23 protein-coding genes are annotated in these 24,960 nt (G+C 58.7%); 14 read left to right on the plus strand and 9 right to left on the minus strand.

What is annotated here, in order from left to right; all coding sequences use genetic code 11:
- The first annotated feature begins 10 nt into the window (after nucleotides 1–10).
- The 5 genes from def to ACUN0G_RS12925 are packed head-to-tail and all read left to right on the plus strand — an operon-like array spanning nucleotide 11 to nucleotide 4,567.
- Nucleotides 11–517, plus strand: coding sequence for a peptide deformylase (gene def, locus ACUN0G_RS12905; RefSeq protein WP_003213617.1), 507 nt, complete (start codon nucleotides 11–13; stop codon nucleotides 515–517).
- 57 nt (nucleotides 518–574) lie between these two features.
- On the plus strand, nucleotides 575–1,534 hold the full coding sequence (fmt, locus tag ACUN0G_RS12910; protein WP_218263594.1) for a methionyl-tRNA formyltransferase: 960 nt from the start codon (nucleotides 575–577) through the stop codon (nucleotides 1,532–1,534).
- On the plus strand, nucleotides 1,531–2,841 hold the full coding sequence (gene rsmB / locus ACUN0G_RS12915; protein WP_177069844.1) for a 16S rRNA (cytosine(967)-C(5))-methyltransferase RsmB: 1,311 nt from the start codon (nucleotides 1,531–1,533) through the stop codon (nucleotides 2,839–2,841). Before fmt ends, rsmB begins: the two co-directional genes overlap by 4 nt.
- A 22-nt stretch (nucleotides 2,842–2,863) precedes the next feature.
- Entirely contained in the window at nucleotides 2,864–4,237 is a 1,374-nt protein-coding gene (trkA, locus tag ACUN0G_RS12920; protein WP_003213611.1) for a Trk system potassium transporter TrkA, read from the plus strand.
- Nucleotides 4,238–4,255: 18 nt separating this feature from the next.
- Complete coding sequence (locus ACUN0G_RS12925; RefSeq protein ID WP_445573596.1) at nucleotides 4,256–4,567, plus strand: hypothetical protein; 312 nt, start codon at nucleotides 4,256–4,258, stop codon at nucleotides 4,565–4,567.
- 104 nt (nucleotides 4,568–4,671) lie between these two features.
- Here the strand turns inward: ACUN0G_RS12925 and ACUN0G_RS12930 are convergent, their stop codons facing one another.
- Together ACUN0G_RS12930 and ACUN0G_RS12935 are read right to left on the minus strand one after the other, a co-directional pair.
- Nucleotides 4,672–5,559 (minus strand): lysophospholipid acyltransferase, encoded by an 888-nt coding sequence (locus tag ACUN0G_RS12930; protein WP_088421939.1) that lies wholly within the window; start codon nucleotides 5,557–5,559, stop codon nucleotides 4,672–4,674.
- Between the two features lie 40 nt (nucleotides 5,560–5,599).
- Nucleotides 5,600–6,157 carry a DNA-3-methyladenine glycosylase I gene (locus tag ACUN0G_RS12935; protein WP_258342963.1) on the minus strand — a complete coding sequence of 186 codons (558 nt, stop codon included), beginning with the start codon at nucleotides 6,155–6,157 and terminating at the stop codon, nucleotides 5,600–5,602.
- 81 nt (nucleotides 6,158–6,238) lie between these two features.
- On the opposite strand from ACUN0G_RS12935, the gene glyQ reads away from it, so the two are divergent.
- The 4 genes from glyQ to ACUN0G_RS12955 all read left to right on the plus strand — a co-directional run bounded on the left by glyQ (nucleotide 6,239) and on the right by ACUN0G_RS12955 (nucleotide 10,637).
- Nucleotides 6,239–7,192, plus strand: a complete 954-nt coding sequence (gene glyQ / locus ACUN0G_RS12940) for a glycine--tRNA ligase subunit alpha (protein WP_003213601.1) — start codon at nucleotides 6,239–6,241, stop codon at nucleotides 7,190–7,192.
- Nucleotides 7,189–9,243 (plus strand): glycine--tRNA ligase subunit beta, encoded by a 2,055-nt coding sequence (gene glyS / locus ACUN0G_RS12945; protein ID WP_445573597.1) that lies wholly within the window; start codon nucleotides 7,189–7,191, stop codon nucleotides 9,241–9,243. The genes glyQ and glyS overlap by 4 nt, the downstream gene beginning before the upstream one ends.
- 2 nt (nucleotides 9,244–9,245) lie before the next feature.
- The gene (gene gmhB, locus ACUN0G_RS12950) at nucleotides 9,246–9,782 is read left to right on the plus strand and encodes a D-glycero-beta-D-manno-heptose 1,7-bisphosphate 7-phosphatase (protein WP_167664612.1); all 537 of its coding nucleotides are present in this window, start codon (nucleotides 9,246–9,248) and stop codon (nucleotides 9,780–9,782) included.
- Between the two features lie 84 nt (nucleotides 9,783–9,866).
- The gene (locus ACUN0G_RS12955) at nucleotides 9,867–10,637 is read left to right on the plus strand and encodes a lysophospholipid acyltransferase family protein (RefSeq protein WP_003213596.1); all 771 of its coding nucleotides are present in this window, start codon (nucleotides 9,867–9,869) and stop codon (nucleotides 10,635–10,637) included.
- A gap of 179 nt (nucleotides 10,638–10,816) precedes the next feature.
- Here the strand turns inward: ACUN0G_RS12955 and ACUN0G_RS12960 are convergent, their stop codons facing one another.
- The 3 genes from ACUN0G_RS12960 to ACUN0G_RS12970 form a co-directional block, all read right to left on the minus strand.
- On the minus strand, nucleotides 10,817–13,108 hold the full coding sequence (locus ACUN0G_RS12960) for a CHASE2 domain-containing protein (RefSeq protein ID WP_445573598.1): 2,292 nt from the start codon (nucleotides 13,106–13,108) through the stop codon (nucleotides 10,817–10,819).
- Nucleotides 13,109–13,126: 18 nt separating this feature from the next.
- Nucleotides 13,127–14,122, minus strand: a complete 996-nt coding sequence (locus ACUN0G_RS12965) for a FecR family protein (protein WP_445573599.1) — start codon at nucleotides 14,120–14,122, stop codon at nucleotides 13,127–13,129.
- Between the two features lie 267 nt (nucleotides 14,123–14,389).
- The gene (locus ACUN0G_RS12970) at nucleotides 14,390–14,641 is read right to left on the minus strand and encodes a hypothetical protein (protein WP_421523207.1); all 252 of its coding nucleotides are present in this window, start codon (nucleotides 14,639–14,641) and stop codon (nucleotides 14,390–14,392) included.
- Between the two features lie 171 nt (nucleotides 14,642–14,812).
- Between ACUN0G_RS12970 and ACUN0G_RS12975 the strand changes: the two genes are divergently transcribed.
- Nucleotides 14,813–15,535, plus strand: a complete 723-nt coding sequence (locus tag ACUN0G_RS12975) for a response regulator transcription factor (RefSeq protein ID WP_177025264.1) — start codon at nucleotides 14,813–14,815, stop codon at nucleotides 15,533–15,535.
- A 98-nt stretch (nucleotides 15,536–15,633) separates the two neighbouring features.
- On the opposite strand, the gene gyrB is transcribed toward ACUN0G_RS12975, so the two are convergent.
- Genes gyrB through dnaA form a run of 4 tightly spaced genes read right to left on the minus strand, consistent with a single transcriptional unit; the run spans nucleotide 15,634 to nucleotide 21,849 of the window.
- Entirely contained in the window at nucleotides 15,634–18,057 is a 2,424-nt protein-coding gene (gyrB, locus tag ACUN0G_RS12980) for a DNA topoisomerase (ATP-hydrolyzing) subunit B (RefSeq protein ID WP_017477902.1), read from the minus strand.
- A gap of 4 nt (nucleotides 18,058–18,061) precedes the next feature.
- A complete protein-coding gene (gene recF / locus ACUN0G_RS12985; RefSeq protein ID WP_003213585.1) occupies nucleotides 18,062–19,165 on the minus strand; it encodes a DNA replication/repair protein RecF in 1,104 nt (367 codons plus the stop codon).
- 20 nt (nucleotides 19,166–19,185) lie between these two features.
- On the minus strand, nucleotides 19,186–20,289 hold the full coding sequence (gene dnaN / locus ACUN0G_RS12990) for a DNA polymerase III subunit beta (RefSeq protein ID WP_003213582.1): 1,104 nt from the start codon (nucleotides 20,287–20,289) through the stop codon (nucleotides 19,186–19,188).
- A gap of 39 nt (nucleotides 20,290–20,328) precedes the next feature.
- Complete coding sequence (gene dnaA / locus ACUN0G_RS12995; protein ID WP_032868695.1) at nucleotides 20,329–21,849, minus strand: chromosomal replication initiator protein DnaA; 1,521 nt, start codon at nucleotides 21,847–21,849, stop codon at nucleotides 20,329–20,331.
- A gap of 585 nt (nucleotides 21,850–22,434) precedes the next feature.
- On the opposite strand from dnaA, the gene rpmH reads away from it, so the two are divergent.
- From rpmH to yidC, 4 genes are read left to right on the plus strand one after another with little or no spacing between them, the layout of a single operon-like run.
- On the plus strand, nucleotides 22,435–22,569 hold the full coding sequence (gene rpmH, locus ACUN0G_RS13000; RefSeq protein ID WP_003213577.1) for a 50S ribosomal protein L34: 135 nt from the start codon (nucleotides 22,435–22,437) through the stop codon (nucleotides 22,567–22,569).
- Between the two features lie 16 nt (nucleotides 22,570–22,585).
- Nucleotides 22,586–22,990, plus strand: coding sequence for a ribonuclease P protein component (gene rnpA, locus ACUN0G_RS13005; protein WP_010168490.1), 405 nt, complete (start codon nucleotides 22,586–22,588; stop codon nucleotides 22,988–22,990).
- Nucleotides 22,983–23,228: a membrane protein insertion efficiency factor YidD gene (yidD, locus tag ACUN0G_RS13010; RefSeq protein ID WP_003213574.1), complete on the plus strand. Its 246-nt coding sequence runs from the start codon at nucleotides 22,983–22,985 to the stop codon at nucleotides 23,226–23,228. Before rnpA ends, yidD begins: the two co-directional genes overlap by 8 nt.
- Before the next feature lie 2 nt (nucleotides 23,229–23,230).
- Nucleotides 23,231–24,913, plus strand: a complete 1,683-nt coding sequence (gene yidC / locus ACUN0G_RS13015; protein ID WP_010168487.1) for a membrane protein insertase YidC — start codon at nucleotides 23,231–23,233, stop codon at nucleotides 24,911–24,913.
- Nucleotides 24,914–24,960: the final 47 nt, after the last annotated feature.

Raw genomic sequence — 24,960 nt, forward strand, 5'->3', positions numbered from 1 at the left:
AATTACGCTTATGGCTATTTTGAACATCCTCGAATTTCCGGACTCACGCCTGCGCACCATCGCCAAGCCAGTGGCCGTAGTGGACGCCAAGGTTCGTCAGTTGGTCGATGACATGTTTGAAACAATGTATGAAGCCCCGGGTATCGGCCTCGCCGCGACCCAGGTCGACGTGCATCAGCGCGTCGTGGTCATGGACCTGTCCGAAGACCGCAGCGAGCCCCTGGTGTTTATCAACCCTGAGTTCGAAACCCTGACCGACGAGATGGGCCAGTATCAGGAAGGCTGCCTGTCGGTGCCTGACTTCTACGAGAACGTCGACCGTCCCCAGCGCGTCAAGATCAAGGCCCTGGACCGTGACGGCAAGCCGTTCGAGATGATTGCCGAAGGCCTGCTGGCGGTGTGCATCCAACACGAATGCGACCACCTCAACGGCAAGCTGTTTGTCGATTACCTGTCCACGCTTAAACGCGACCGGATCAAGAAGAAGCTGGAAAAGAAGCATCGCCAGCAAGCTTGATTCCCTTCTTTCAAAGGCTTGCTCCGGCAAGCCTTTTTCTTTTGTGAGACGTTTCCCATGACCGAGCCACTGCGCATCGTTTTTGCCGGCACCCCCGAATTCGCCGCCGAACACCTCAAGGCCCTGCTCGCCAGCCCGTATGAAATCGTGGCGGTCTACACCCAGCCCGATCGCCCGGCCGGTCGTGGGCAAAAGCTGATGCCCAGCCCGGTCAAGCAGCTGGCACTTGAGAACAACATTGTCGTGCTGCAGCCGCCAACCCTGCGCAACGCCGATGCCCAAGCCGAACTGGCTGCGCTGAAGCCGGACCTGCTGGTGGTAGTGGCTTATGGTTTGATCCTGCCTCAGGCCGTGCTGGATATCCCGCGCCTGGGTTGCATCAACAGCCACGCCTCGCTGCTGCCTCGCTGGCGCGGTGCGGCACCGATCCAACGGGCCGTTGAAGCCGGTGACGCCGAAAGTGGTGTGACCGTAATGCGCATGGAAGCGGGCCTGGACACCGGCCCGATGCTGTTGAAAGTCACCACCCCGATTACCGCTGAAGATACCGGTGGCAGCCTGCACGATCGCCTCGCCGAGATGGGCCCGCCGGCCGTAGTCCAGGCCATCGCCGGCCTGGCTGCTGGCACCCTGGAAGGCGAAGTGCAGGACGACAGCCTCGCCACCTACGCCCACAAATTGAACAAGGATGAAGCCCGCATCGACTGGAGCCGCCCGGCCGTTGAGCTGGAACGCCTGGTACGCGCCTTCAACCCGTGGCCGATCTGCCACAGCACCCTCAATGGTGAAGCCCTGAAAGTATTGGCCGCCACCTTGGCCGATGGAAAAGGTGCCCCCGGCGAGATTATCGGCGCCAGCAAAGACGGCCTGTTGGTAGCGTGCGGTGAACAGGCGCTGTGCCTGACCCGTCTGCAACTGCCCGGCGGCAAGGCGCTGAATTTCAGCGATTTGTTCAACAGCCGTCGTGAGAAATTTGCCGTCGGCATCGTCCTCGGCCAAGCGGTAGACACCCAATGAACCCACGTCTGGCCGCCGCCAAGGCCCTGGCCGCCGTACTCAACGGCAAGGCTTCCCTCAACAGTTCGTTGCCGACCCAGCTGGATAAAGTCGAAGACCGCGATCGCGGCTTCACCCAGGACCTGGCTTTCGGCACCGCCCGCTGGCAGCCGCGGTTGTCGGCGCTGGCGGCCAAGCTGCTGCAAAAGCCGTTCAAGGCCGCAGATGCCGATGTCGAGGCGCTGTTGCTGGTGGGCCTCTATCAACTGCTCTATACCCGCGTGCCGGCCCACGCCGCCATCGGCGAAACCGTCGGTTGCGCCGACAAACTGAAAAAGCCCTGGGCCAAGGCCTTGCTCAACGCCGTGCTACGCCGCGCCCAGCGCGAAAGCGAAGCGCTGCTGGCCGAACTGGAACATGACCCGGTGGTGCGCACCGCCCACCCGCGCTGGCTGCAAAAATCCCTGAAGGCATTCTGGCCCGAGCAATGGGAAGCCATCTGCGCCGCCAACAACGCGCACCCGCCGATGATCCTGCGGGTGAACCGCCGTCATCACACTCGCGATGCGTATCTCGCGCTGCTTGGCGAAGCCGGCGTAGCAGCTACGGCCTGTGTCTACAGCCAGGACGGCATCGTTCTTACAGAACCGGGCGATGTCCGTAACCTGCCCGGGTTCGCCGAAGGCTGGATCAGCGTGCAGGACGAAGCCGCACAACTGGCCGCCGACCTGCTGGACCTGGCGCCTGGCCAACGGGTGCTGGACGCCTGCTGCGCCCCCGGCGGCAAAACCTGCCACATTATGGAAGTTCAAGCTGACCTGGCCGGCGTCGTCGCCGTCGACCTGGAAGCCAAGCGCCTGGTGCGCGTGCGGGAAAACCTCGCGCGCCTGGGCCTCAGCGCCGAACTGATCGCCGCCGACGGCCGCGACACCGCCACCTGGTGGGACGGCAAGCCCTTCCAGCGCATCCTGCTGGACGCGCCGTGTTCCGCCACCGGCGTGATCCGCCGTCACCCGGACATCAAGCTGACCCGCCAACCCGACGACATCGCCGCCCTGGCCGTGCTGCAAGGCGAGTTGCTGGACGCGTTGTGGCCGACCCTCGAAGTCGGCGGCATCCTGCTGTACGCCACCTGCTCGACGCTGCCCACCGAAAACACCGAAGTCATCGAAGCCTTCCTGGCCCGCACCAGCGGCGCACGGGAACTGGACCTCGACATCCAGGCCGGGATCAAGCAGCCTCATGGCCGCCAGTTGCTGGCCCAGGAAGGCGGCCACGACGGGTTCTATTACGCCAAGCTGATCAAGATTGCCGCCGCTCGCGGCTGAATGGTTTTAAGGGAGTGACCGGATGAAAATCATCATCCTCGGCGCAGGGCAGGTCGGCGGTACGCTGGCCGAGCATTTGGCCAGCGAAGCCAACGACATCACCGTGGTCGACACCGACGCGGAGCGCCTGCGGGATTTAGGCGACCGCTTGGATATCCGTACCGTACAAGGCCGTGCCTCGTTTCCTACGGTACTGCGCCAGGCCGGTGCCGACGATGCCGACATGCTGGTGGCAGTCACCAACAGTGACGAAACCAACATGGTCGCCTGCCAGGTCGCCCACACCCTGTTCCACACCCCGACCAAAATCGCCCGGGTACGTGAGGCGGCTTACCTGACCCGCGCCGGGCTGTTCGACAACGACGCGATCCCGGTGGACGTGCTGATCAGCCCGGAGCAGGTGGTGACCCACTACATCAAGCGCCTGATCGAACACCCGGGCGCCTTGCAGGTGATCGACTTCGCCGAAGGCAAGGCGCAGCTGGTAGCGGTCAAGGCGTACTACGGCGGGCCGTTGGTGGGCCAGCAACTGCGCCAACTGCGCGAGCACATGCCCAACGTCGAGACGCGAGTGGCGGCAATCTTCCGTCGCGACCGGCCGATTCTGCCGCAGGGCGATACGGTGATCGAAGCCGACGACGAAGTATTTTTCATCGCGGCCAAGGCGAATATTCGCGCGGTGATGAGCGAAATGCGCCGTCTGGATGAAACCTACAAACGCATCGTCATCGCCGGCGGCGGGCAGATTGGCGAGCGCCTGGCCGAGGCCATCGAAAGCCGCTATCAGGTGAAGATCATCGAGATGAATCCGGCACGCTGCCGGTACTTGTCCGACACCCTCGACAGCACCGTGGTCCTGCAAGGCAGTGCCTCGGACCGTGACCTGCTGCTGGAAGAAAACATTGCCGACGCCGACATCTTCCTGGCGCTGACCAACGATGACGAAGCCAACATCATGTCGTCGTTGCTGGCCAAGCGGCTGGGGGCGAAGAAGGTGATGACCATCATCAACAACCCGGCCTATGTCGACCTGATCCAGGGCGGCGATATCGACATCGCCATCAGCCCGCAACTGGCAACCATCGGCACCTTGCTGGCCCACGTACGGCGCGGCGATATCGTCAGTGTGCACTCATTGCGCCGGGGCGCGGCGGAAGCCATCGAGGCGATTGCCCACGGCGACTCGAAGTCGAGCAAGGTGATTGGCAAGGCGATCCGCGATATCGGCCTGCCACCGGGTACTACCATCGGCGCGATCATTCGCGATGAAGAAGTGATCATCGCCCACGACGACACGGTGATCGCCACCGGCGACCATGTGATTCTGTTCCTTGTGGATAAAAAACATATCCGCGATGTGGAGAAACTGTTCCACGTGGGCCTGAGCTTTTTCTGATCAAACGGAGTGACCGACATGCTCGAATCCCTGGAAAAAATGCTCGCCAAGGGTGTGGATAACTCACTGCTGCGGTTTGGGTTGGGCAAGGGTTATCTGGATCTGAAGGACAACGCCAGGGCGGCGGAGCATTTGCAGAAGTGCGTCGAGTTTGATCCGAAGTATTCGGCGGCGTGGAAGCTGTTGGGCAAGGCGCAAGTGGGGCAGGGTGATAATGCTGCGGCGCGGTTGGCTTGGGAGCAGGGGATTACAGCGGCCCAGGCCCATGGCGACAAGCAGGCCGAAAAAGAAATGACGGTGTTCCTGAAGAAACTCGATAAACACCTGTAGGAGCGAGCTTGCTCGCGAAAAACCCGAGAGCGCCGCGTCAAATCAGAAAGACCGCATAATCGTTAACGACCTTCGCGAGCAAGCTCGCTCCTACAGGAAGCGGGTCAATACCACCGCGCCTCACCCGGCGGGCGTTTCTTGAAGCGCTTCATGCTCCACATGTACTGGCTTGGGTAAGCAGCCACATACCGCTCCACCACCTTGCTCATCGCCGCACACGAAGTGGCGGTGTCGGTGCTGTACATGTCTTCCGGCGCCGCTTCCAGGATCACTTTGTAGCCCGAGCCATCCGGCAGCCGCAGGGCATGCAGGAACACCCCGACCGCCTTGTGCCCCGCCAACATGTTCGGCACGAACTTGCTGGTCAGCGCCTGGGTGGCGAAGAACGGCACGAAGATCCCGGCGGACTCTGCCGGCTCCGGGTCGGCAGGAATGCCCACCTGGCCGCCTTTGCGCACTTCCTTGATGACACTGAGGATGCCTTCCTTGGTGGACGCCGCCACACGGTTGCCCAATTGCACCCGCTGTTTGCGCAGCAAGTCATCCACCGCCTTGAGCTTCGGCGGGCGGTAGAAAATGATCGGTTTGCACTGGCTGCAATAGAAGTGGTTCAACACCTCCCAGTTGCCCAGGTGGCTGGTGATACCGACCACGCCTTTACCCGAGGCCAGGGCTTCGTGCAGCACTTCCAGGCCTTCGACTTCACGCACCAGGTCAATGGAACGCTGGGCCGGCCAGATCCAGGCGCAAGCGCTTTCGGTCAGGGACTTGCCGATGTCCTTGAGGCTCTGGCCCACCAGACGCTCGCGCTCGGCCGGGTCCATGTCGGGGAAGCATTTGGACAGGTTGATCCGCACCGTCTCGCGGGAGCGGTTGGGGGTTTTCCACATGATCCAGCCAATCGCCGAACCGACCGCTTGCACCGCGCGCCAAGGCAGCAGGGCAAACAACCGAAGAGCGCCTACCAGCAAGGCGCCTTTAAACTTTTCCACAGGTCACTCCTGATCGTGTGTGGTGCGCAAAACCGCCATTCTAACCGGCGTTGGCCAGGTCCGCGTAACGGTCGCAGTCCTGGGTGTGGTCCATGACCATGCCCGAGGCCTGCATGAACGCGTAGCAGATGGTCGGTCCGACGAACGTAAAGCCGGCTTTTTTCAGGGCTTTGCTCATGGCTTCCGCTTCAGGCGTAATCGCCGGAACCTGGCTGCGATCCTTGAAATGATTGACCTTGGGCACGCCGCCGACAAACGACCAGAGCAACCCCACAGGATCCTCCAGCGCCAGCCAGGCGGCGGCATTGCGCCGGGTGGCATTGAGTTTCAGGCGGTTACGCACGATGCCCGGATCGAGCATCAGCGCTTCAATCTCGGCATCGCTCAGTTGCGCCAAACGCTGAGCATCAAATCCAAACAAGACCTTTCGATAGTGCTCGCGTTTGCGTAAAACGGTGATCCAGGACAGGCCCGCCTGGAACCCTTCGAGCAAAAGCAACTCGAACAGTCCCTGCGCATCGCGCAGCGGCGTTCCCCACTCCTGATCGTGATAAGCCATGTACAGCGGATCTTCAGAACACCAAAAGCAGCGTGGCATAAGGCTCCAGGGGATGGTGGCGCGGCCGAATCGGGTATACTCCCGCTCTTTAAATCGCAGCCCAAGTAACAGGTGAATTTCGTGAGCCAGCCTACGCCAGCCGTGCGTACCTTCCAAGACTTGATCCTCGCCCTCCAGCAATACTGGGCCGAGCAAGGTTGTGTGGTACTTCAGCCCTACGATATGGAAGTAGGCGCCGGCACTTTCCACACCGCTACCTTCCTGCGGGCCATCGGCCCGGAAACCTGGAACGCCGCTTATGTGCAGCCCAGTCGTCGCCCGACTGACGGCCGCTACGGCGAAAACCCGAACCGCCTGCAGCACTACTACCAGTTCCAGGTGGTTCTGAAGCCGAACCCGGACAACTTCCAGGAGCTGTACCTGGGCTCGCTGAAACATGTCGGCCTGGACCCGCTGGTCCACGACATCCGTTTCGTCGAAGACAACTGGGAGTCGCCAACCCTCGGCGCCTGGGGCCTGGGCTGGGAAGTCTGGCTCAACGGCATGGAAGTGACGCAATTCACTTACTTCCAGCAAGCCGGTGGCATCGAGTGCTACCCGGTGACCGGCGAGATCACCTACGGTCTCGAGCGTCTGGCCATGTACCTGCAAGGTGTGGACTCGGTCTACGACCTGGTGTGGGCTGACGGCCCGTTCGGCAAGGTGACCTATGGCGATGTGTTCCACCAGAACGAAGTGGAGCAGTCGACCTACAACTTCGAACACGCCAACGTCGAGAAACTGTTCGAGCTGTTCGACTTCTATGAAAGCGAAGCCAAGCGCCTGATCGAACTGGATCAGCCACTGCCGCTGCCGAGCTATGAAATGGTGCTGAAGGCGTCTCACACCTTCAACCTGCTGGATGCTCGCCGTGCCATCTCGGTCACCGCGCGCCAGCAATACATCCTGCGTGTACGCACCCTAGCGCGTTCCGTCGCCCAAGCCTACCTGCTGGCTCGCGCCAAGCTGGGCTTCCCGATGGCAACCCCGGACCTGCGTGATGAAGTGTTGGCTAAGCTGGAGGCTGCACAATGAGTGCTCAAGATTTCCTGGTTGAACTGGGCACCGAAGAGCTGCCACCCAAGGCACTCAACACCCTGGCCGACGCGTTTCTGGCCGGTATCGAAAAAGGCCTGCAAACCGCTGGCCTGAAGTTCGCAGCGAAGAAGGTCTACGCCGCGCCACGCCGCCTGGCGGTGTTGCTCACCGCGCTGGAAACCCAGCAGCCGGACCGCAGCATCAACCTCGACGGCCCGCCACGCCAGGCCGCCTTCGATGCTGAAGGCAACCCGACTCAAGCCGCCCTTGGTTTTGCCAAGAAGTGTGGCGTCGAGCTGAGCGAGATCGACCAGAGCGGCCCAAAATTGCGCTTCAGCCAGGTCATCACCGGCAAGCCGACTGCCAGCCTGTTGCCGACCATAGTTGAAGATTCCCTGAACGACCTGCCGATCCCGAAGCGCATGCGCTGGGGTGCCCGCAAGGAAGAGTTCGTGCGTCCAACCCAATGGCTGGTGATGCTGCTCGGTGACCAAGTCATCGATTGCACCCTCCTCGCCCAGAAGGCCGGTCGTGATTCCCGCGGTCACCGCTTCCACCATCCTGAAGCCGTACGCATCACCTCGCCGGCCAACTACGCCGCTGACCTGCGTGCCGCCTACGTGCTGGCCGATGCCGATGAGCGTCGCGAGCTGATCAGCAAGCGCACCGAAGAGCTGGCCCGCCAGCAGGAAGGCACCGCCATCGTGCCGCCAAGCCTGCTGGACGAAGTGACGGCTTTGGTTGAATGGCCAGTGCCGCTGGTGTGCTCGTTCGAGGAACGTTTCCTCGACGTGCCACAGGAAGCACTGATCACCACCATGCAGGACAACCAGAAGTACTTCTGCCTGCTGGACGTCGACGGCAAGTTGCTGCCTCGGTTCATCACCGTGGCCAACATCGAAAGCAAGGACCCGCAGCAGATCATCGCCGGTAACGAGAAAGTCGTTCGCCCGCGCCTGACTGACGCCGAGTTCTTCTTCAAGCAAGACAAAAAGCAGAAGCTGGAAGACTTCAACCTGCGCCTGCAAAACGTGGTGTTCCAGGAAAAACTCGGCAGTGTCTACGACAAGGCCGTGCGGGTTTCCAAGCTGGCGGCCTACATCGCCCCTCGCATTGGTGGCGATGCTGCCTGGGCTGCGCGTGCCGGCCTGCTGTCCAAGTGCGACCTGGCCACCGAGATGGTCGGCGAGTTCCCGGAGATGCAAGGTGTCGCCGGTTACTACTACGCCCTGAATGATGGCGAGCCGGAAGACGTCGCCCTGGCGCTGAACGAGCAGTACATGCCGCGCGGTGCTGGCGCCGAGCTGCCGACCACCCTCACCGGTGCGGCCGTGGCTATCGCGGACAAGCTGGATACCCTCGTCGGTATCTTCGGTATCGGCATGTTGCCTACCGGCAGCAAAGACCCGTATGCCCTGCGCCGTGCAGCCCTGGGTGTACTGCGGATCCTGATCGACAAGAAGCTCGACCTCGACCTGACCCAGGCCGTGGTGTTCGCTGTCGGCCAGTTCGGTGCCAAGGTCAAGCAAGCGGGCCTGGCCGAGCAAGTGCTGGAGTTCGTGTTCGACCGTCTGCGTGCACGTTACGAAGACGAAGGCGTGGATGTTTCGGTGTACCTGTCGGTACGTGCCCTGCAACCGGGTTCGGCGCTGGACTTCGACCAACGCGTACAAGCCGTTCAGGCCTTCCGCAAGCTGCCGGAAGCCGGTGCACTGGCCGCCGTGAACAAGCGTGTATCGAACCTGCTGAGCAAGGCCGACAACCTCGGCAATGCCGAAGTCGACCCAGGCCTGTTTGCCGATGCCAAAGAGTTCTCGCTGAACTCGGCCATCGCCAAGGCAGAAAACGCAGTGAAGCCGCTGATCGCCGAACGTAACTACGCCGAAGCACTGGCGCGCCTGGCCACCTTGCGTGAGCCGGTGGATGCGTTCTTCGAAGCGGTGATGATCAATGCCGAAGATGCGGGCGTGCGGAAAAACCGCTACGCCATGCTGGCGCGTCTGCGTGGCTTGTTCATCAATATCGCTGACATTTCCGTACTGAGCTGACCATGTTGAAACTGCTGATTCTCGATCGGGACGGAGTGATCAATTACGACTCCGACGCTTACATCAAATCGGTGGCGGAATGGATTCCACTGCCCGGCTCGATCGAGGCCATCGCGCAGTTGAGCAAAGCGGGCTGGACGGTGGCCATCGCCACCAACCAGTCCGGCATCGCCCGCGGCTACTACGACATCGCCACCCTCGACGCCATGCACGCGCGCTTGCGCATGCTGGTGGCCGAGCAGGGCGGTGAAGTAGGGCTGGTGGTGTATTGCCCACATGGCCCGGATGAAGGTTGCGATTGCCGCAAGCCCAAACCCGGTATGCTTAAAACTATTGCTGAACATTACAACGTGCCATTGGCTGGGCTATGGTTTGTCGGGGACAGCCTCGGTGACCTGGAGGCTGCCAAAGCCGTCGACTCTCAGCCAGTTTTGGTAAAAACCGGAAAAGGCGAAAAGACCCAGGCTAAAACCCTGCCGGTAGGCACCTTGATTTTTGACGATCTGGCGGCGGTTGCCGCAGAACTTATCAACAACTAGCAGCCCTTCTGACTTCCTGACCAAGGACTGTTCGGGAGCGCGCTTTTAACAGGCGGGCCTTGTCCCGCAACGGTAAATGCCGCCATGTCGATTTTGCAGGCCATCAGAACCTTCTTCTTTTACCTGCTGCTGGGCACCAGTTCTTTCCTCTGGTGCACCCTGAGCTTTTTTATCGCGCCTTTTCTGCCGTTCAAGGCGCGCTATCGTTTCATCAACGTCTTTTGGTGCAACTGCGCGTTGTGGTTGACCAAGGTGTTCCTGAACATTCGTTTCGAGATCAAAGGCGCCGAAAACGTCCCGGACCAGCCTTGCGTGATTCTGTCGAACCACCAGAGCACCTGGGAAACCTTCTTCCTGTCTGCCTACTTCTCGCCCCTGAGCCAAGTGCTCAAGCGGGAGCTGCTGTACGTGCCGTTCTTCGGCTGGGCCATGGCCATGCTGCGTCCGATCGCCATCGACCGCGACAACCCCAAGGCAGCGCTCAAGCATGTGGCGAAGAAGGGCGACGAGCTGCTCAAGGACGGCGTTTGGGTGCTGATCTTCCCCGAAGGTACGCGGGTGCCCTACGGCACTGTGGGCAAGTTCTCACGTGGCGGTACGGCTTTGGCGGTAAACGCAGGCCTGCCGGTGCTGCCAATTGCCCACAACGCAGGCAAGTTTTGGCCAAAGACCGGCTGGGCCAAGCGTGAAGGCACCATCACTGTGATCATTGGCGAACCGATGTATGCCGAGGGTGAAGGCCCGCGCGCTATTGCTGCGCTGAACGACCGTGCCCAGGCATGGAATGAAGCGCAACAAAGAGCCATGGGTTCGCTGCCGCCGGAGCCGGTCGTCGTCGACACTCCGGTGATTTGAGTTTCTGTGGATAACCTGTGTACGGTTTGTTGGCGAATTGGGCTTTTTTGATTATAGGCTGCTGATTTACTTACATATTTCCCAACCTCATAAAACAGCGGAAAAGGTGCATAAGTTTTTTCCGCATTAAAAAACCGGTCGTTGAGACCGGTTTTTTATGCACAGGTAAAAGCAGCCGTTCACTCTCTCCACAATGGCAGCTGAAGGATGAAGGTCGTGCCTTTACCCAGCACGCTTTCGCAGCCAATCCGCCCCCCGTGGCGGTCCACTACCGCCTTGACCATGGTCAGCCCCAACCCCAATCCCTCACTGCCTTGAGCAGAGGTGAAGCGCCGGTATTGAGCGAACAGCTCTGGCAAATCCTGCGCGGCGATTCCTCGCCCCTGGTCGCTGATACGGCATTCCAAACGATCTTCGCTGCTGGTCAGGCTTAACGTCACGGTGGTCCCCGAAGGACTGTATTTGACTGCGTTCTCCAGCAGGTTGAACAAGGCACGGGTCAGCAGCGATTGATCTGCCCAGACCATTTCCTCGCCGTCTTCATCCAGATCGTGGACCAGATGGATGCCTTTCAACTGGGCGTGCACCGCGACTTGATCAAATGCGTCGAGCACCAGCATGGCGAACAGGCTGGGCTGGAATTGGTAGCCGTCAGATTCGGCTTTCGCCAGTTGCACGAATGATTCGGTCAAGTTCAAGGCGCGACGGACTTGTTGTTCGATCAGGCCAAATATTGGCGCTGCAGTGTCTTGGACATCCAACAGGGCGAGGATCGCCGAATGCGGAGCACGCAGGTCGTGGGACAGAAAGCGCAGCAAGGTTTCCCGCTGCTGCTGGGCGTCGCGTTCGATGCTCAGGTCTGTGAGGCTGAGTAACCAGCCCAATGCCACGTCACCGTCCGCGGGCAGCAGCGGGGCCAGGTCGAGGCGCAGGCTACGGTTATGGGTGTCGCGGAATTCGACGATTTCCAGCGCCGACAGGGCAGGGCGAATGCCGTCCTGCAGCGGTGGATAACCCAATGCAGCGAGCTGCTCCAGCAGGTTTTCAGCCACCAATTCATTGCCGAATACATCACGAGCGATTCGGTTGGCCAACAGGACATTGCCCTTGGGATCGGTAATCAAGGTCGCTACGGGCAAGCATTCCAGGCCATCAGCCATAAAGCGGCGCGTGTCCCGGGTACGGCTGACCGCTTGTTCCAGGGCGAAGATCCGTCCCTGCAAAACATCACCCTGGCTGGCGGGCGCTCTACGCCGCTCCGGGAGCACTTTGGGTTCGTTGTCCAGGCGTGCCAGTTCCCAACCGAAATAGGCCAGGATCACGCTCAGGCGCCGCCAGTTCCAGATCAGGTAGCTGAGCAGCATGCCGATCAGGCACGCCGCAGGTGACCACCAATGACCCAGGCGCAACAGGCACCAAGAACCGAGAAGCGCGGCACTCATGCACCCGACGGTCAACCACAGCGCATAACGGGGGCGAAACAACAGCAAGCCCAATAGCAGCGCGACCATGGCAGTGGCCAGCAGCGTTGCCGTCCAGGCAGGCAGGTCAACGATGCTGCGTCCTTGCAGCAAGCCATTAAGGATGTTGGCCTGAATCTCCACACCAGGTGTCGTGCCGACACTGGCTGACAGTGGCGTGACGTAACGGTCGCCCATACCCGGCGCAGTGGCGCCGACCAGGATCAAGCGGCCTCTGAGCAGCTCAGGCGGCACCTCACCGCGTAAAACGCTGATATACGGCACGCTGGGAAAGCCGGCATGGCTGGCGATGAACGGAATTCGAATGGAGTTTTGCCGCTGCCAATGGTTGCTGTCCGCCGGACCAAGCGCGCCCGGCATAACAGCCTGCTGGCCGCTCAGCTCGAACGCCAACCAGGCCAATTGGGGCGTCATGTCCCCTGGTGGGCCTTCACGCAAATACAGACTTCGAACGATACCGTCGCTGTCCGCTTCAACATTGATATGGCCGACGCCCCTGGCACAATCGCGCAAGGGCAACACCGGCAGGATTTGCGCAACAGCTTGCTCGTAGCGGGGCGAGCCTTCACGAATCAAGGGCAACAGAACAGTGCCGGCGTTGCACATAGCCTCGGCCAGGCGCAGGTCATTGGCCGGCTCCCGGGCGGGCTCACTGAAGATCACATCAAACAGAACACCTGCGGGTTTGGCAACGCTCAGCCGATCCAGCAGGTCGGCGTGTACGCGTCGGGACCAAGGCCATTGGCCAAGTTCCTTCAGGCTGCGGTCATCAATGGTCACCAGCAAGATGCGTGGATCCACCGGCAACGGGGCCAAGCGGCGAAGGCTGTCATACAGCAGGTTGTTGAGGGAAAAGCCCGGGCTCAGGGACAGGAATGCCGTGATGGGTAAAAGCAACAGGCTGACCCAGAGCCATTCGCGCACCAAGCCATTGAACAGTCGCTGAGCCTGGGTCGGTTGGCGCTTTTCAGCCTTGCGCCAAAGCCTCACCGGTTAGCGTCCAGAGCGTTATTGCACGCGGTTCGCGGGCGGGTAATAGAAGATGTCATAGACCCCGGTTTCTCCCTCAAGCCCTTGCTCATCATAGGCCGACAAACGAACGTGATAGAACGATGCCTTGAGCCCAGTGAAGCGCATTTGCGGCTTGTCGGAGAAGTTTTCCTGCTTGATGTTCAGAAACGCCTTATCGGTCGCGACCTGGGCCCGGTAACGCTGGGCACCGGCTAACGGACGCAGGAACAGCGTCCATACCGGCGCATCGCCTTTTTGCCCGTCCTGGCCCACCAGACGTGGCGCATCCAGCAGTTCCACGGGCTTGAGTTCACCTTGTTTCTTGAATGCCAGCCCCTGCCTCGCACCGACCTTCACTTCACCCGAAACCGGACCGGTAATGGGCTTCTTCTTGATCGGTCGTAGGGTTGCTGGAGCATCATCCCGATTGACCGCGACTTGCCCATTGAGCACTTCCACCAGGGATTGTTCGCCGTCGTTACGCACACGGAAATGCGTGCCGCGCACACCGAGCACACCTACCGGGGTCACGATCTGAAAACGGTCATAGTCACTGGCACGCTTGATGACATAAGCCTCAACCTGACCTTCTTCAAGTATCACCTGAGGGATCGATTGCTCCTCGACCAGGTGCAGTCGAACCTGGGAGCTGGACGGCAAGACAATCCGCGAACCGTCTCCCAGCAGAAGGCTGACAAATGCGTCTGGTGAGGTTTTTACACGCTCTTGTTCATCAATGACCATGCCTTCTTGCAAGGCAGTGGACACACCCTTGGCATCCAGCTTCCAGGCCTCGCCTGTCAGGTGCTGAACCACCGCCGGTAGCGGCTGCGCGCGGCACATCTGGTTGTCGTCAATGTAGGGCGCGCGGGGAGGGGCGGAACGTGCCAAGGCCGGCAGGCTCACTACGCCTAGCGTAACAATCAAGCCTGAGCCCAACAGCGTAGAAATGGCAAAGCGGAATCGGCAGGGGAAAAAGGTCATGGCGCTCATCAAGATTCTAGTTCTAATGGATCATCAGAAAGCACGTTCAGGAAGCGTCTCGCGGGGAAGACCTTGAATACCGCCTACGATACTCGATGAGGTATCCAGTCGATAGCCGAAATGTCTGGGGCGTGGGGATCTATGGCAGAAGATGACACATCCCTGTGCCGGAGCAATTCCCTCGCTCCAATCCGTGTGTCATACAGCGACAACGAATTTACATACAAGAGAGGTTCATCGGACCAATTCGCAACATTTGTTCAGATTTGGCGCTGATTAAAACACCCAGCGTTGGTTCTGCTGTGGTTCGCTGAGCGGCTCAAAGGGTGAGCTGGCGAAGCCCATGCCGTTACCGGGCTCACTCAGGGTTTGACGCTCATCGAACGATGCAGGCACTACCGGCTTCGATGCCCCCACCGTTTCGGTCCCCAAAGTTGCCGCCATTACCACCAATACCAATCGCCCCCATACATTGATCTTCTCCAGAAGGGCCACACGTCTCGAAACAGCATAAAACCAGATTGCCATTGATCCTTTTCCTGAAGGTCTCGAGCCGGTATCTTCCCAGCTTGGGTATTGACGATTTCCAATGGCTACGGCCATTTGATATCAGCGTACCGAGAGATTCAGAGGGCCTGAGAATCTGGCCATAATTGTTCAGATTCATGCCCGCATTCTTCAATCAGAAAGGACCCTGCCATGCGTGTCGCAATACTGGATGACGAACCTGCTGAACTGCGGCGGGTGGAACAGACACTGCGACAAATCCCCAGCGCTGCGGATCAGCCATGGACGCTGCACTGCTTCGAGCGTGGAGAAGACCTGCTGCGCCAACTGCGCCGGGAAACCTTTGACCTGCTGATCCTTGACTGGCAACTGCCCGACCTCAGCGGCTTGGCATTGCTGCGCTGGACCCGCGAGCACATGGAGGCGCCACCCGCCGCCATCATGCTCACCAGCCGCGATGCCGAGAGCGATATCGTCCAGGCGCTGAACAGTGGCGCCGACGATTACGTCAGCAAGCCATTTCGCCCTAACGAGCTTAAGGCACGGGTCAATGCCGTTCTGCGGCGCCACGGCCTGCAAAAGTCCGCGGCCAGCGAAGTGCTGACCTTCAACGACCTGACGTTTGATGATGCTGAACTCACAGTGAGCAGGGCAGGGAAGCCCATCAACCTGACGGAGCGCGAATATCGCCTGGCTCGGTGCCTGTTTGAGAATCTGGCGCGACCACTTTCTCGGGAATATTTGTATGAGCGGTTTTGGACTCATGAGGAAATGGTGTCGTCACGGCCGCTGGATACGCATATTTATCGGCTACGGAATAAGCTCGGACTGACGGCGGAGCGGGGGTGGCAGTTGCTGACGATCTATGGGTATGGGTATCGGTTGGAGAGTGTGACATCTGCTGCCGAGGATTGAGATGTTCCACGTGGAGCATTTATAAAATGCCCAAATCCCAGCCAATAAAAAAAGGCCAACGCTTAGCGTTGGCCTTTTTTGTCTGCGCTGCAACCTGATCAGAAGTCCAGGTTGGACACCGCCAAGGCATTGCTCTCGATGAAGTCACGACGAGGCTCGACCGCATCACCCATCAGGGTGTTGAAGATCTGATCCGCGCCAATGGCGTCTTCGATGGTCACACGCAGCATGCGACGCTGAGCGGGGTCCATGGTGGTTTCCCACAGCTGATCCGGGTTCATTTCGCCCAAACCTTTGTATCGCTGAATGGTGTGACGCTTGGTGCTTTCAGCCATCAACCAGTCCAGGGCTTCCTTGAACTCTTTAACCGCTTTCTTACGCTCGCCACGCTGAATGTAAGCACCGTCGTCCAGCAGGGTGCTCAATTGCGCGCCGAGTGTAACTACGGTCTTGTAGTCGTTGCTGCCGAAGAAGTCGCGGTTGAAGGTGACGTAGTTCGACAGGCCGTGGGAGATCAGTTCGACCTCTGGCAGCCAGACGTTACGTTCACGGTCTTCACGCAGGCTGGCTTTGTAAACCAGGCCGGATTTTTCGACGGTACGCAGACGGACTTCGTACTGGGCCAGCCAATTCTGCATGTGAGCGTGGTCGCCCAACTGCTCGAGGCTGACGGCAGGCAGGTAGATGAAGTGCTCGGTCAGCTCCTGAGGGTACAGGCGCGACAAACGCTTGAGGGTCTTCATCACCATGCGGAAATCGTTTACCAGACGCTCCAACGCTTCACCGGAGATGCCCGGGGCTTCGTCGTTCAAGTGCAGGCTCGCATCTTCCAGGGCCGACTGCGTCATGTACTCTTCCATGGCGTCGTCGTCTTTGATGTATTGCTCTTGCTTGCCCTTTTTCACTTTGTACAGCGGCGGCTGGGCGATGTAGATGTAGCCACGCTCGATCAGCTCCGGCAACTGACGGAAGAAGAACGTCAGCAGCAGGGTGCGGATGTGCGAACCGTCGACGTCAGCATCGGTCATGATGATGATGTTGTGGTAGCGCAGCTTGTCGATGTTGTACTCGTCGCGGCCGATGCCACAGCCCAAGGCGGTGATCAAGGTGCCGACTTCCTGCGAGGAAATCATCTTGTCGAAGCGCGCCTTCTCGACGTTGAGGATCTTACCCTTCAACGGCAGGATGGCCTGGGTGCGACGGTTACGGCCCTGCTTGGCGGAACCGCCAGCAGAGTCACCTTCCACCAGGTACAGTTCGGAGAGGGCAGGGTCTTTCTCCTGGCAGTCAGCCAGTTTGCCGGGCAGGCCAGCGATATCCAGCGCGCCTTTACGACGGGTCATCTCACGGGCTTTACGCGCCGCTTCACGAGCCCGCGCCGCGTCGATCATCTTGCCGACAACCAGTTTGGCTTCGTTCGGGTTTTCCAGCAGGAAGTCGGAGAAGTACTTGCCCATTTCCTGTTCAACGGCGGTCTTCACTTCGGAAGACACCAGCTTGTCTTTGGTCTGGGAGCTGAACTTCGGATCCGGAACCTTGACCGAAATAATCGCGGTCAGGCCCTCACGGGCATCGTCACCGGTGGTGGCGACTTTGTGCTTCTTCGCCAGGCCTTCTGCTTCGATGTAGGTGTTCAGGTTACGCGTCAGCGCAGAACGGAAACCCACCAGGTGAGTACCGCCATCGCGCTGAGGAATGTTATTGGTAAAGCACAACAGGTTCTCGTTGAAGCTGTCGTTCCACTGCAGGGCGATTTCAACGCCGATGCCGTCTTCACGCTGGATGTTGAAGTGGAACACCTGGTTGACCGCAGTCTTGTTGGTGTTCAGGTATTCAACGAACGCCCGCAGGCCACCTTCGTATTTGAACAGCTCTTCCTTGCCGCTGCGCTCGTCCTTGAGGACGATACCCACACCGGAGTTGAGGAAGGACAATTCACGAATCCGCTTGGCCAGGATGTCCCAGCTGAAGTGGATGTTCTTGAAGGTTTCGTCGGAAGGACGGAAATGAATCTGGGTACCGGTGGTTTCGCTTTCGCCAACGATTTTCATCGGCTCTTGCGGAACGCCGTGAACGTAGGTCTGCTCCCAGATCTTGCCGCTGCGACGCACGGTCAGCACCAGCAATTCGGAGAGGGCGTTCACCACGGAAACACCTACACCGTGCAAACCGCCGGATACTTTGTAGGAGTTGTCATCGAACTTACCGCCGGCGTGGAGCACGGTCATGATGACCTCTGCCGCCGAAACGCCTTCTTCTTTATGCACATCTACCGGGATGCCGCGACCGTTGTCGCGCACGGTGATGGATTCGTCCGGATGGATGATGATGCTGATGTCGTCGCAGTGACCGGCCAAAGCTTCGTCGATCGAGTTATCGACCACCTCGAACACCATGTGGTGCAGACCGCTGCCATCATCGGTATCACCGATGTACATACCGGGACGTTTGCGTACGGCATCCAAACCTTTAAGCACTTTAATGCTGGTCGAGTCGTACGTATTCGTATTTTCTTCGCTCATGCCTTCACTCCCGATGGTCGTGGGTCTGGGTGATACGGCCTTGTTCCACGTGGAACAAAGCGACTGGCGTTTCCGTCTGCCAGCCTTCCCTCAATAATTCGTGGTCTACACAGGTGATAAACACCTGGCAGCGTAAGTCTTCCAACAAGCGGCATAGCGCGCGGCGGTGCTGCTCGTCCAGTTCGGACGGCAAGTCATCCACCAGATAAATACATTGCCCGCGCCGGGCCTGGCTAACCAGATGCCCTTGGGCGATACGCAGGGCACAGACCACCAACTTCTGCTGACCACGGGACAAGATGTCCGCAGCATTATGTGCGCCCAATCTAAGGCGCAAATCAGCTCGTTGTGGTCCGGCCTGGGTGTGACCAATTTGCTGATCCCGCTGTAAGGACGTCGCGAGCACTGCACTCAGTTCCCGGTCTTTGTCCCAACCACGGTAGTAGCTCAACGTCAGCCCCTCGAGTTCAAGCAACTCGCTCAAGGTCTGCTCAAAGACTGGTTTCAAGGCTTTGATATAGGCGCGGCGGTATTCATCTATTTCAGCGCTGGCCAGGCACAGTTCCCGGTCCCAAGCAGCTTGCGAAGCGGCGTCAAGTGTACCATGCCGCAGCCATGAGTTCCGCTGCCGCAGGGCCTTCTGCAGGCGCTGCCAAGTGGCCATGAAACGCGGTTCCACGTGGAACACTCCCCAATCGAGGAATTGCCTACGGATTTTTGGCGCACCCTCCAGCAAGCGGAAGCTGTCTGGGTTGATCAGTTGCAGTGGCAGGATTTCCGCCAGCTGCGCGGCACTGCGAGCATTCTGCCCGTCGATGCGTATTTGAAACTCCCCCTGACGATCACGAGAAATCCCCAGGCTGCTATGACCGCCTTCCGCCAATTCGACTTGGCCAAATACCGTGCACGCCAGTTGCTCGTACTGAATCACCGGTAACAAGCGGGCACTGCGAAAGGAACGGGCTAGCCCTAGCAGGTGAATGGCTTCCAGCACGCTGGTTTTGCCACTGCCGTTGGCGCCGTGGAGGATATTGATGCGGGGGGAAGGGGAGAAGGTCACCGGGTGCAAATTGCGCACCGCGGTGACCGAGACGCGACTGAGGGACATCTAGCTTCTGCTGAACATGATTACAGGCGCATCGGCATGACAACGTAAGCCGAGTCATCGTTGTCGGATTCTTGCACCAGGGCGCTGCTGTTGGAGTCAGACAGAATCAGGCGAACTTGTTCGGTGGTCATCACGCCCAGCACGTCCAGCAGATAGCTGACGTTGAAGCCGATTTCCAGGTTGCCGCCGTTGTAGTCGACGCCCACTTCTTCTTCCGCTTCTTCCTGCTCAGGGTTATTCGCCTGAATTTTCAGCTGGCCGTTGGCCAATTGCAGGCGAATACCGCGGTACTTCTCGTTGGAAAGAATGGCGGTACGGCTGAATGCTTCACGCAGTGCCTGACGATCACCAATCACCAGCTTGTCGCCGCCTTTAGGCAGAACACGCTCGTAATCCGGGAACTTGCCGTCAACCAGCTTGGACGTGAAGGTGAACTCGCCGGTAGTCGCACGGATGTGGTGCTGGCCCAGGACGATGCTGACATTGCCATCCGGCTCGGTCAGCAGGCGCGCGAGTTCCAGAATACCTTTACGCGGCACGATCACCTGGTGGCGATCCGGCTGACCGATATCGGCTTTCATCGAGCACATGGCCAGACGGTGACCATCAGTGGCAACAGCGCGGATGATGCCTTCGGAGACTTCCAGCAGCATGCCGTTCAGGTAGTAACGCACGTCCTGCTGGGCCATGGCGAAGCTGGTACGCTCGATCAAACGGCGCAGTCGGCTTTGTTCCAGGCTGCAGGTCAGCGAGCCAGGACCTTCTTCCACAGTCGGGAAGTCGTTGGCCGGCAAGGTCGACAGGGTGAAGCGGCTGCGACCGGCTTTGACCACCAGCTTCTGCTCATCAACCTTGATGTCGATCAGCGCGTCGTTGGGCAGGCTTTTGCAGATGTCCATCAGCTTGCGCGCCGGCACGGTGATCTCGCCAGGTTCGGCGGGTTCTTCGAGCTGGACACGACCAACCAGTTCGACTTCGAGGTCGGTACCGGTCAAGGACAATTGCTGGCCTTCGACAACCAGCAATACGTTGGAAAGCACCGGCAAGGTCTGTCGGCGCTCGACGACGCCTGCGACCAGTTGCAGGGGTTTCAACAGGGCTTCGCGTTGAATGGTGAAATGCATGGTCTAGTCCCTTGCCTTAATAAGCTGCGCTGGTGTTCATCAAGTAGTCAGTGTACGCAGCAGGTTCTTGTAGTCCTCGCGAATATCCGCGTCGGATTCCTTAAGTTCGTTGATCTTGCGGCACGCGTGCAAGACCGTGGTGTGGTCGCGACCGCCAAACACATCACCAATTTCCGGCAGGCTGTGGTTGGTCAGCTCTTTGGAGAGCGCCATCGCTACCTGACGGGGACGTGCTACCGAGCGCGAACGGCGCTTGGACAGCAGGTCGGAAATCTTGATCTTGTAGTACTCGGCCACAGTGCGCTGGATGTTATCCACACTCACCAGCTTGTCTTGTAACGCCAACAGGTCTTTCAGGGACTCGCGAATCAACTCGATGGTGATGTCGCGGCCCATGAAGTGCGAGTGAGCGATGACACGCTTGAGGGCGCCTTCCAGCTCACGCACGTTGGAACGAATACGCTGGGCGATGAAGAACGCGGCGTCGTGAGGCAGGTCGACTTTAGCCTGGTCGGCCTTTTTCATCAGGATCGCGACGCGGGTTTCCAGTTCCGGCGGCTCTACCGCAACGGTCAGGCCCCAGCCGAAGCGCGACTTCAGGCGCTCTTCCAGGCCTTCGATTTCCTTCGGATAACGGTCACTGGTCAGGATGACCTGCTGGCCACCTTCAAGCAACGCGTTGAACGTGTGGAAAAATTCTTCCTGGGAACGTTCCTTGCGGGCGAAGAATTGAATGTCATCGATCAGCAAGGCATCAACGGAACGGTAGAACCGTTTGAACTCGTTGATTGCATTGAGCTGCAGCGCCTTGACCATGTCGGCCACGAAGCGCTCCGAGTGCAGGTACACGACCTTGGCATTCGGGTTCTTCTTTAATAGGTGGTTACCCACGGCGTGCATCAAGTGAGTTTTACCCAAGCCAACGCCGCCATAAAGGAAGAGCGGGTTGTAACCGTGCTTGGGATTGTCGGCGACCTGCCAGGCAGCCGCGCGGGCCAGCTGGTTGGATTTACCTTCGACAAAGTTCTCAAAGGTGAACGTGCGGTTCAGATAGCTGGTGTGCTTGAGCGCGCCTTCTACCTGGACAGTGCGCTGTTCGGCACGAACCGGAGCCTGCTGGGAGCTGGCGCCGGCCATTGGGTCAAAGCTGTCGCGGGACGGCTCTTCATTTATAGGCGCGTTTTTCTGCGACGAGGATTTCGAAGGCGTCTGGGCAACCGGGGCTGGCGAGTTATTAACAGGTGCCGCAGCGGCCTGAGCCTGCGAGGCACTGGCTGCCAACGGTGCATTCGGCGCAGCACGAGGTGCCGAGCTACGTTTGCTGCCTATTAATAAGGAGAGCACCGGAGCAAGCCCGTTGCCATGTTCATCGAGCAATTCGAGAACGCGGCTCAGGTATTTCTCGTTGACCCAGTCGAGAACAAAACGATTGGGCGCGTAGACACGCAACTCGTCGCCTTCGGCTTCGACCTGTAGCGGACGGATCCAGGTGTTGAATTGCTGGGCAGGCAGCTCATCGCGCAAAAGCTCCACGCACTGCTGCCAAAGTTCCACTGACACGGATATCCCCTAAGTTGAAAGCCGGTGAGGCAAAAACAGCCGCCATTGTAGCGGCCAGCCGTCCACTTATCCACATGTAGCTTGCTTACAGGCCGCCAAGAATCAATGCCTTAACCGTAAAAAAGGCGACAAATGGTCTGTGCATAAGCTCTGTGGATAAGCGCCCCTAAGCCCGTTGTACAAGTGGGGTCGAAAGTCTGTGGGTAACTGGCCTGTGGATAAGTGGCCATTCCACACACAGCTTATCCGATAGCGCAGCACAGGTAGAGCACCGTTTCTCCCCCGTGTTGTCATTCTCTGTACACCACGTGGAATATGGCCTAAAGGCAGTTATCCACAGAAGATGGCCTCCCTAGCTTTTATAAGCTTTACAGAAAAGCTTTAAATAACTTCCTTCTTTATTTTTATATCTATGGCATTGCTCGTGAAAGCCGAACCGCCCGGATTCGGTCCAGAGGCCTCCAGATATCTAATTAAAGGAAAAGCTGGTTGGAAATTGACCTAGAGGCTTGCTTTCTCTAGAATCGCCGGTCTCTTAAAACGGGGGCCATTCCGGCCCGTTGTGGACGAACCAGGTAACACGCCATGAAACGTACTTTCCAACCAAGCACCATCAAACGCGCCCGTACTCACGGCTTCCGTGCTCGCATGGCCACCAAGAACGGCCGTGCTGTCCTGTCGCGTCGCCGCGCCAAAGGTCGTGCGCGTCTGGCAGTTTGATAATCCGGTACTGGTGGTGAGTCAGGACTTCAGTCGGGAAAAGCGTCTGCTAACCCCCCGGCATTTCAAGGCAGTCTTTGACTCCCCCACCGGCAAGGTTCCGGGGAAAAATCTCCTGCTCCTTGCGCGTAACAACGATCTGGATCACCCCCGTCTCGGGTTGGTGATCGGCAAGAAGAGCGTAAAGCTCTCCGTTGAGCGCAATCGCCTCAAGCGTCTGATGCGCGAATCGTTTCGCCTCCACCAGGAGACTCTGGTTGGTTGGGATATTGTTATCGTCGCGCGCAAAGGCTTGGGGGACGTAGAAAACCCCGAATTGATTCAGCATTTCGGCAAGCTCTGGAAACGTTTGGCTCGTACCAACAAGCCAGCACCAGCTGTCAGCACCGAAACTGTAGGGGTAGACAGTACTGATGCGTAAACTGGCGCTCGTTCCGATCCAGTTTTACCGCTATGCCATTAGTCCCCTGATGGCAAACCACTGTCGTTTCTACCCCAGTTGTTCCTGCTACGCGTTGGAAGCCATAGAAAATCATGGCCTTCTGCGCGGTGGCTGGCTGACCTTTCGTCGTTTAGGTCGCTGTCATCCGTGGAATCCCGGTGGTTATGACCCGGTTCCGCCTATCCCTACCTCCCGTTCTTCTTCGATGGCCGAGTAATCATGGATATTAAACGCACGATCCTGATCGTCGCCCTGGCAATCGTGTCCTACTCTATGGTTCTTAAGTGGAACCAGGATTATGGCCAAGCTGCCCTGCCGACTCAGAATGTTGCTACCAATCAGTCGGCGCCGGCTATTCCGGATACGCCACTGGGTAACAATGCTGCCGCCAGTGCCGATGTACCCAGCGCGAATGCCGATACCAGCACCCCGGTAGAAACCCCGGTCGTCACCAATAAAGACCTCATCCATGTAAAAACGGATGTACTGGACCTGGCAATCGATCCTCAGGGTGGCGATATCGCGCAGCTGAAATTGCCGCTGTATCCACGTCGCCAAGACCATCCGGATGTTCCGTTCCAGCTGTTCGATAACGGCGGCGAACGTGTATATCTGGCACAAAGTGGCCTGACTGGCACTGACGGTCCGGATGCTCGTGCTACCGGTCGTCCGGTTTATTCGACCGAACAGAAGACTTATCAACTGGCTGATGGCCAGAACCAGTTGAACGTTGACCTGAAATTCAGTCACGACGGCGTCAACTACATCAAGCGCTTCAGCTTCACTCGCGGTTTGTACGATCTGAAAGTCACTTATCTGATCGACAACGAGAGCGCCAAGCCGTGGACTGGCAACCTGTTTGCCCAGCTCAAGCGTGACAACAGCGCCGATCCTTCTTCCAGCACTGCCACCGGCACCGCGACTTACCTGGGCGCCGCCCTGTGGACAAGTAACGAGCCGTACAAAAAAGTGTCGATGAAAGATATCGACAAGGGCGCGCTGAAAGAAACCGTTCAAGGTGGCTGGGTTGCCTGGTTGCAACACTACTTCGTGACCGCATGGATCCCGAACAAGGGTGATGCCAACCTGGTTCAAACCCGTAAAGACAGCCAAGGCAACTACATCATTGGCTTTACTGGCCCGACGTTGACCGTCGCTCCGGGTGCCAAGGCCGAAGCGAGTGCTACGTTGTACGCCGGTCCGAAGAGCCAGGCTGTGCTGAAAGAGTTATCCCCAGGTCTGGAACTGACTGTGGATTACGGCATTCTGTGGTTCATTGCCCAGCCTATCTTCTGGCTGCTGCAACATATCCACAGCATCGTCGGCAACTGGGGCTTCTCGATCATCCTGCTGACCATGTTGATCAAGGGGATCTTCTTCCCACTGTCGGCTGCCAGCTACAAGTCGATGGCACGTATGCGTGCCGTGGCCCCGAAACTGGCCGCGCTGAAAGAACAACATGGCGATGACCGGCAGAAAATGTCGCAGGCCATGATGGAGCTGTACAAGAAAGAGAAGATCAACCCGCTGGGTGGATGCTTGCCGATTCTGGTGCAGATGCCGGTGTTCCTGTCGCTGTACTGGGTGCTCCTGGAAAGCGTGGAAATGCGCCAGGCTCCGTTCATGCTGTGGATAACTGACCTGTCGATCAAAGACCCGTTCTTTATCCTGCCGATCATCATGGGCGCGACCATGTTCATCCAGCAGCGTCTGAACCCGACTCCGCCGGACCCGATGCAGGCCAAGGTAATGAAAATGATGCCAATCATCTTCACCTTCTTCTTCCTGTGGTTCCCGGCTGGTCTAGTGCTGTACTGGGTGGTCAACAACTGCTTGTCGATCTCCCAACAGTGGTACATCACACGTAAAATCGAAGCGGCTACCAAAAAAGCCGAGGCGTAATTTACTCTGTGGATAACACCACTCAAGACGCCCCCTAGTGGGGCGTT

The sequence above is a fragment of the Pseudomonas sp. 32A genome, assembly GCF_052682255.1.

What these genes read in the sequence shown, in the direction of transcription:
- rpmH (WP_003213577.1), top strand. Translation starts at nt 22,435, where the DNA reads ATGAAACGTACTTTCCAACCAAGCACCATCAAACGCGCCCGTACTCAC.
- dnaN (WP_003213582.1), bottom strand. Translation starts at nt 20,289, where the DNA reads ATGCATTTCACCATTCAACGCGAAGCCCTGTTGAAACCCCTGCAACTG.
- rsmB (WP_177069844.1), top strand. Translation starts at nt 1,531, where the DNA reads ATGAACCCACGTCTGGCCGCCGCCAAGGCCCTGGCCGCCGTACTCAAC.
- ACUN0G_RS12965 (WP_445573599.1), bottom strand. Translation starts at nt 14,122, where the DNA reads ATGAGCGCCATGACCTTTTTCCCCTGCCGATTCCGCTTTGCCATTTCT.
- ACUN0G_RS12975 (WP_177025264.1), top strand. Translation starts at nt 14,813, where the DNA reads ATGCGTGTCGCAATACTGGATGACGAACCTGCTGAACTGCGGCGGGTG.
- recF (WP_003213585.1), bottom strand. Translation starts at nt 19,165, where the DNA reads ATGTCCCTCAGTCGCGTCTCGGTCACCGCGGTGCGCAATTTGCACCCG.
- def (WP_003213617.1), top strand. Translation starts at nt 11, where the DNA reads ATGGCTATTTTGAACATCCTCGAATTTCCGGACTCACGCCTGCGCACC.
- fmt (WP_218263594.1), top strand. Translation starts at nt 575, where the DNA reads ATGACCGAGCCACTGCGCATCGTTTTTGCCGGCACCCCCGAATTCGCC.
- trkA (WP_003213611.1), top strand. Translation starts at nt 2,864, where the DNA reads ATGAAAATCATCATCCTCGGCGCAGGGCAGGTCGGCGGTACGCTGGCC.
- gyrB (WP_017477902.1), bottom strand. Translation starts at nt 18,057, where the DNA reads ATGAGCGAAGAAAATACGAATACGTACGACTCGACCAGCATTAAAGTG.
- ACUN0G_RS12970 (WP_421523207.1), bottom strand. Translation starts at nt 14,641, where the DNA reads ATGGCAATCTGGTTTTATGCTGTTTCGAGACGTGTGGCCCTTCTGGAG.
- ACUN0G_RS12955 (WP_003213596.1), top strand. Translation starts at nt 9,867, where the DNA reads ATGTCGATTTTGCAGGCCATCAGAACCTTCTTCTTTTACCTGCTGCTG.
- gmhB (WP_167664612.1), top strand. Translation starts at nt 9,246, where the DNA reads ATGTTGAAACTGCTGATTCTCGATCGGGACGGAGTGATCAATTACGAC.
- yidC (WP_010168487.1), top strand. Translation starts at nt 23,231, where the DNA reads ATGGATATTAAACGCACGATCCTGATCGTCGCCCTGGCAATCGTGTCC.
- ACUN0G_RS12925 (WP_445573596.1), top strand. Translation starts at nt 4,256, where the DNA reads ATGCTCGAATCCCTGGAAAAAATGCTCGCCAAGGGTGTGGATAACTCA.
- yidD (WP_003213574.1), top strand. Translation starts at nt 22,983, where the DNA reads ATGCGTAAACTGGCGCTCGTTCCGATCCAGTTTTACCGCTATGCCATT.
- ACUN0G_RS12935 (WP_258342963.1), bottom strand. Translation starts at nt 6,157, where the DNA reads ATGCCACGCTGCTTTTGGTGTTCTGAAGATCCGCTGTACATGGCTTAT.
- glyS (WP_445573597.1), top strand. Translation starts at nt 7,189, where the DNA reads ATGAGTGCTCAAGATTTCCTGGTTGAACTGGGCACCGAAGAGCTGCCA.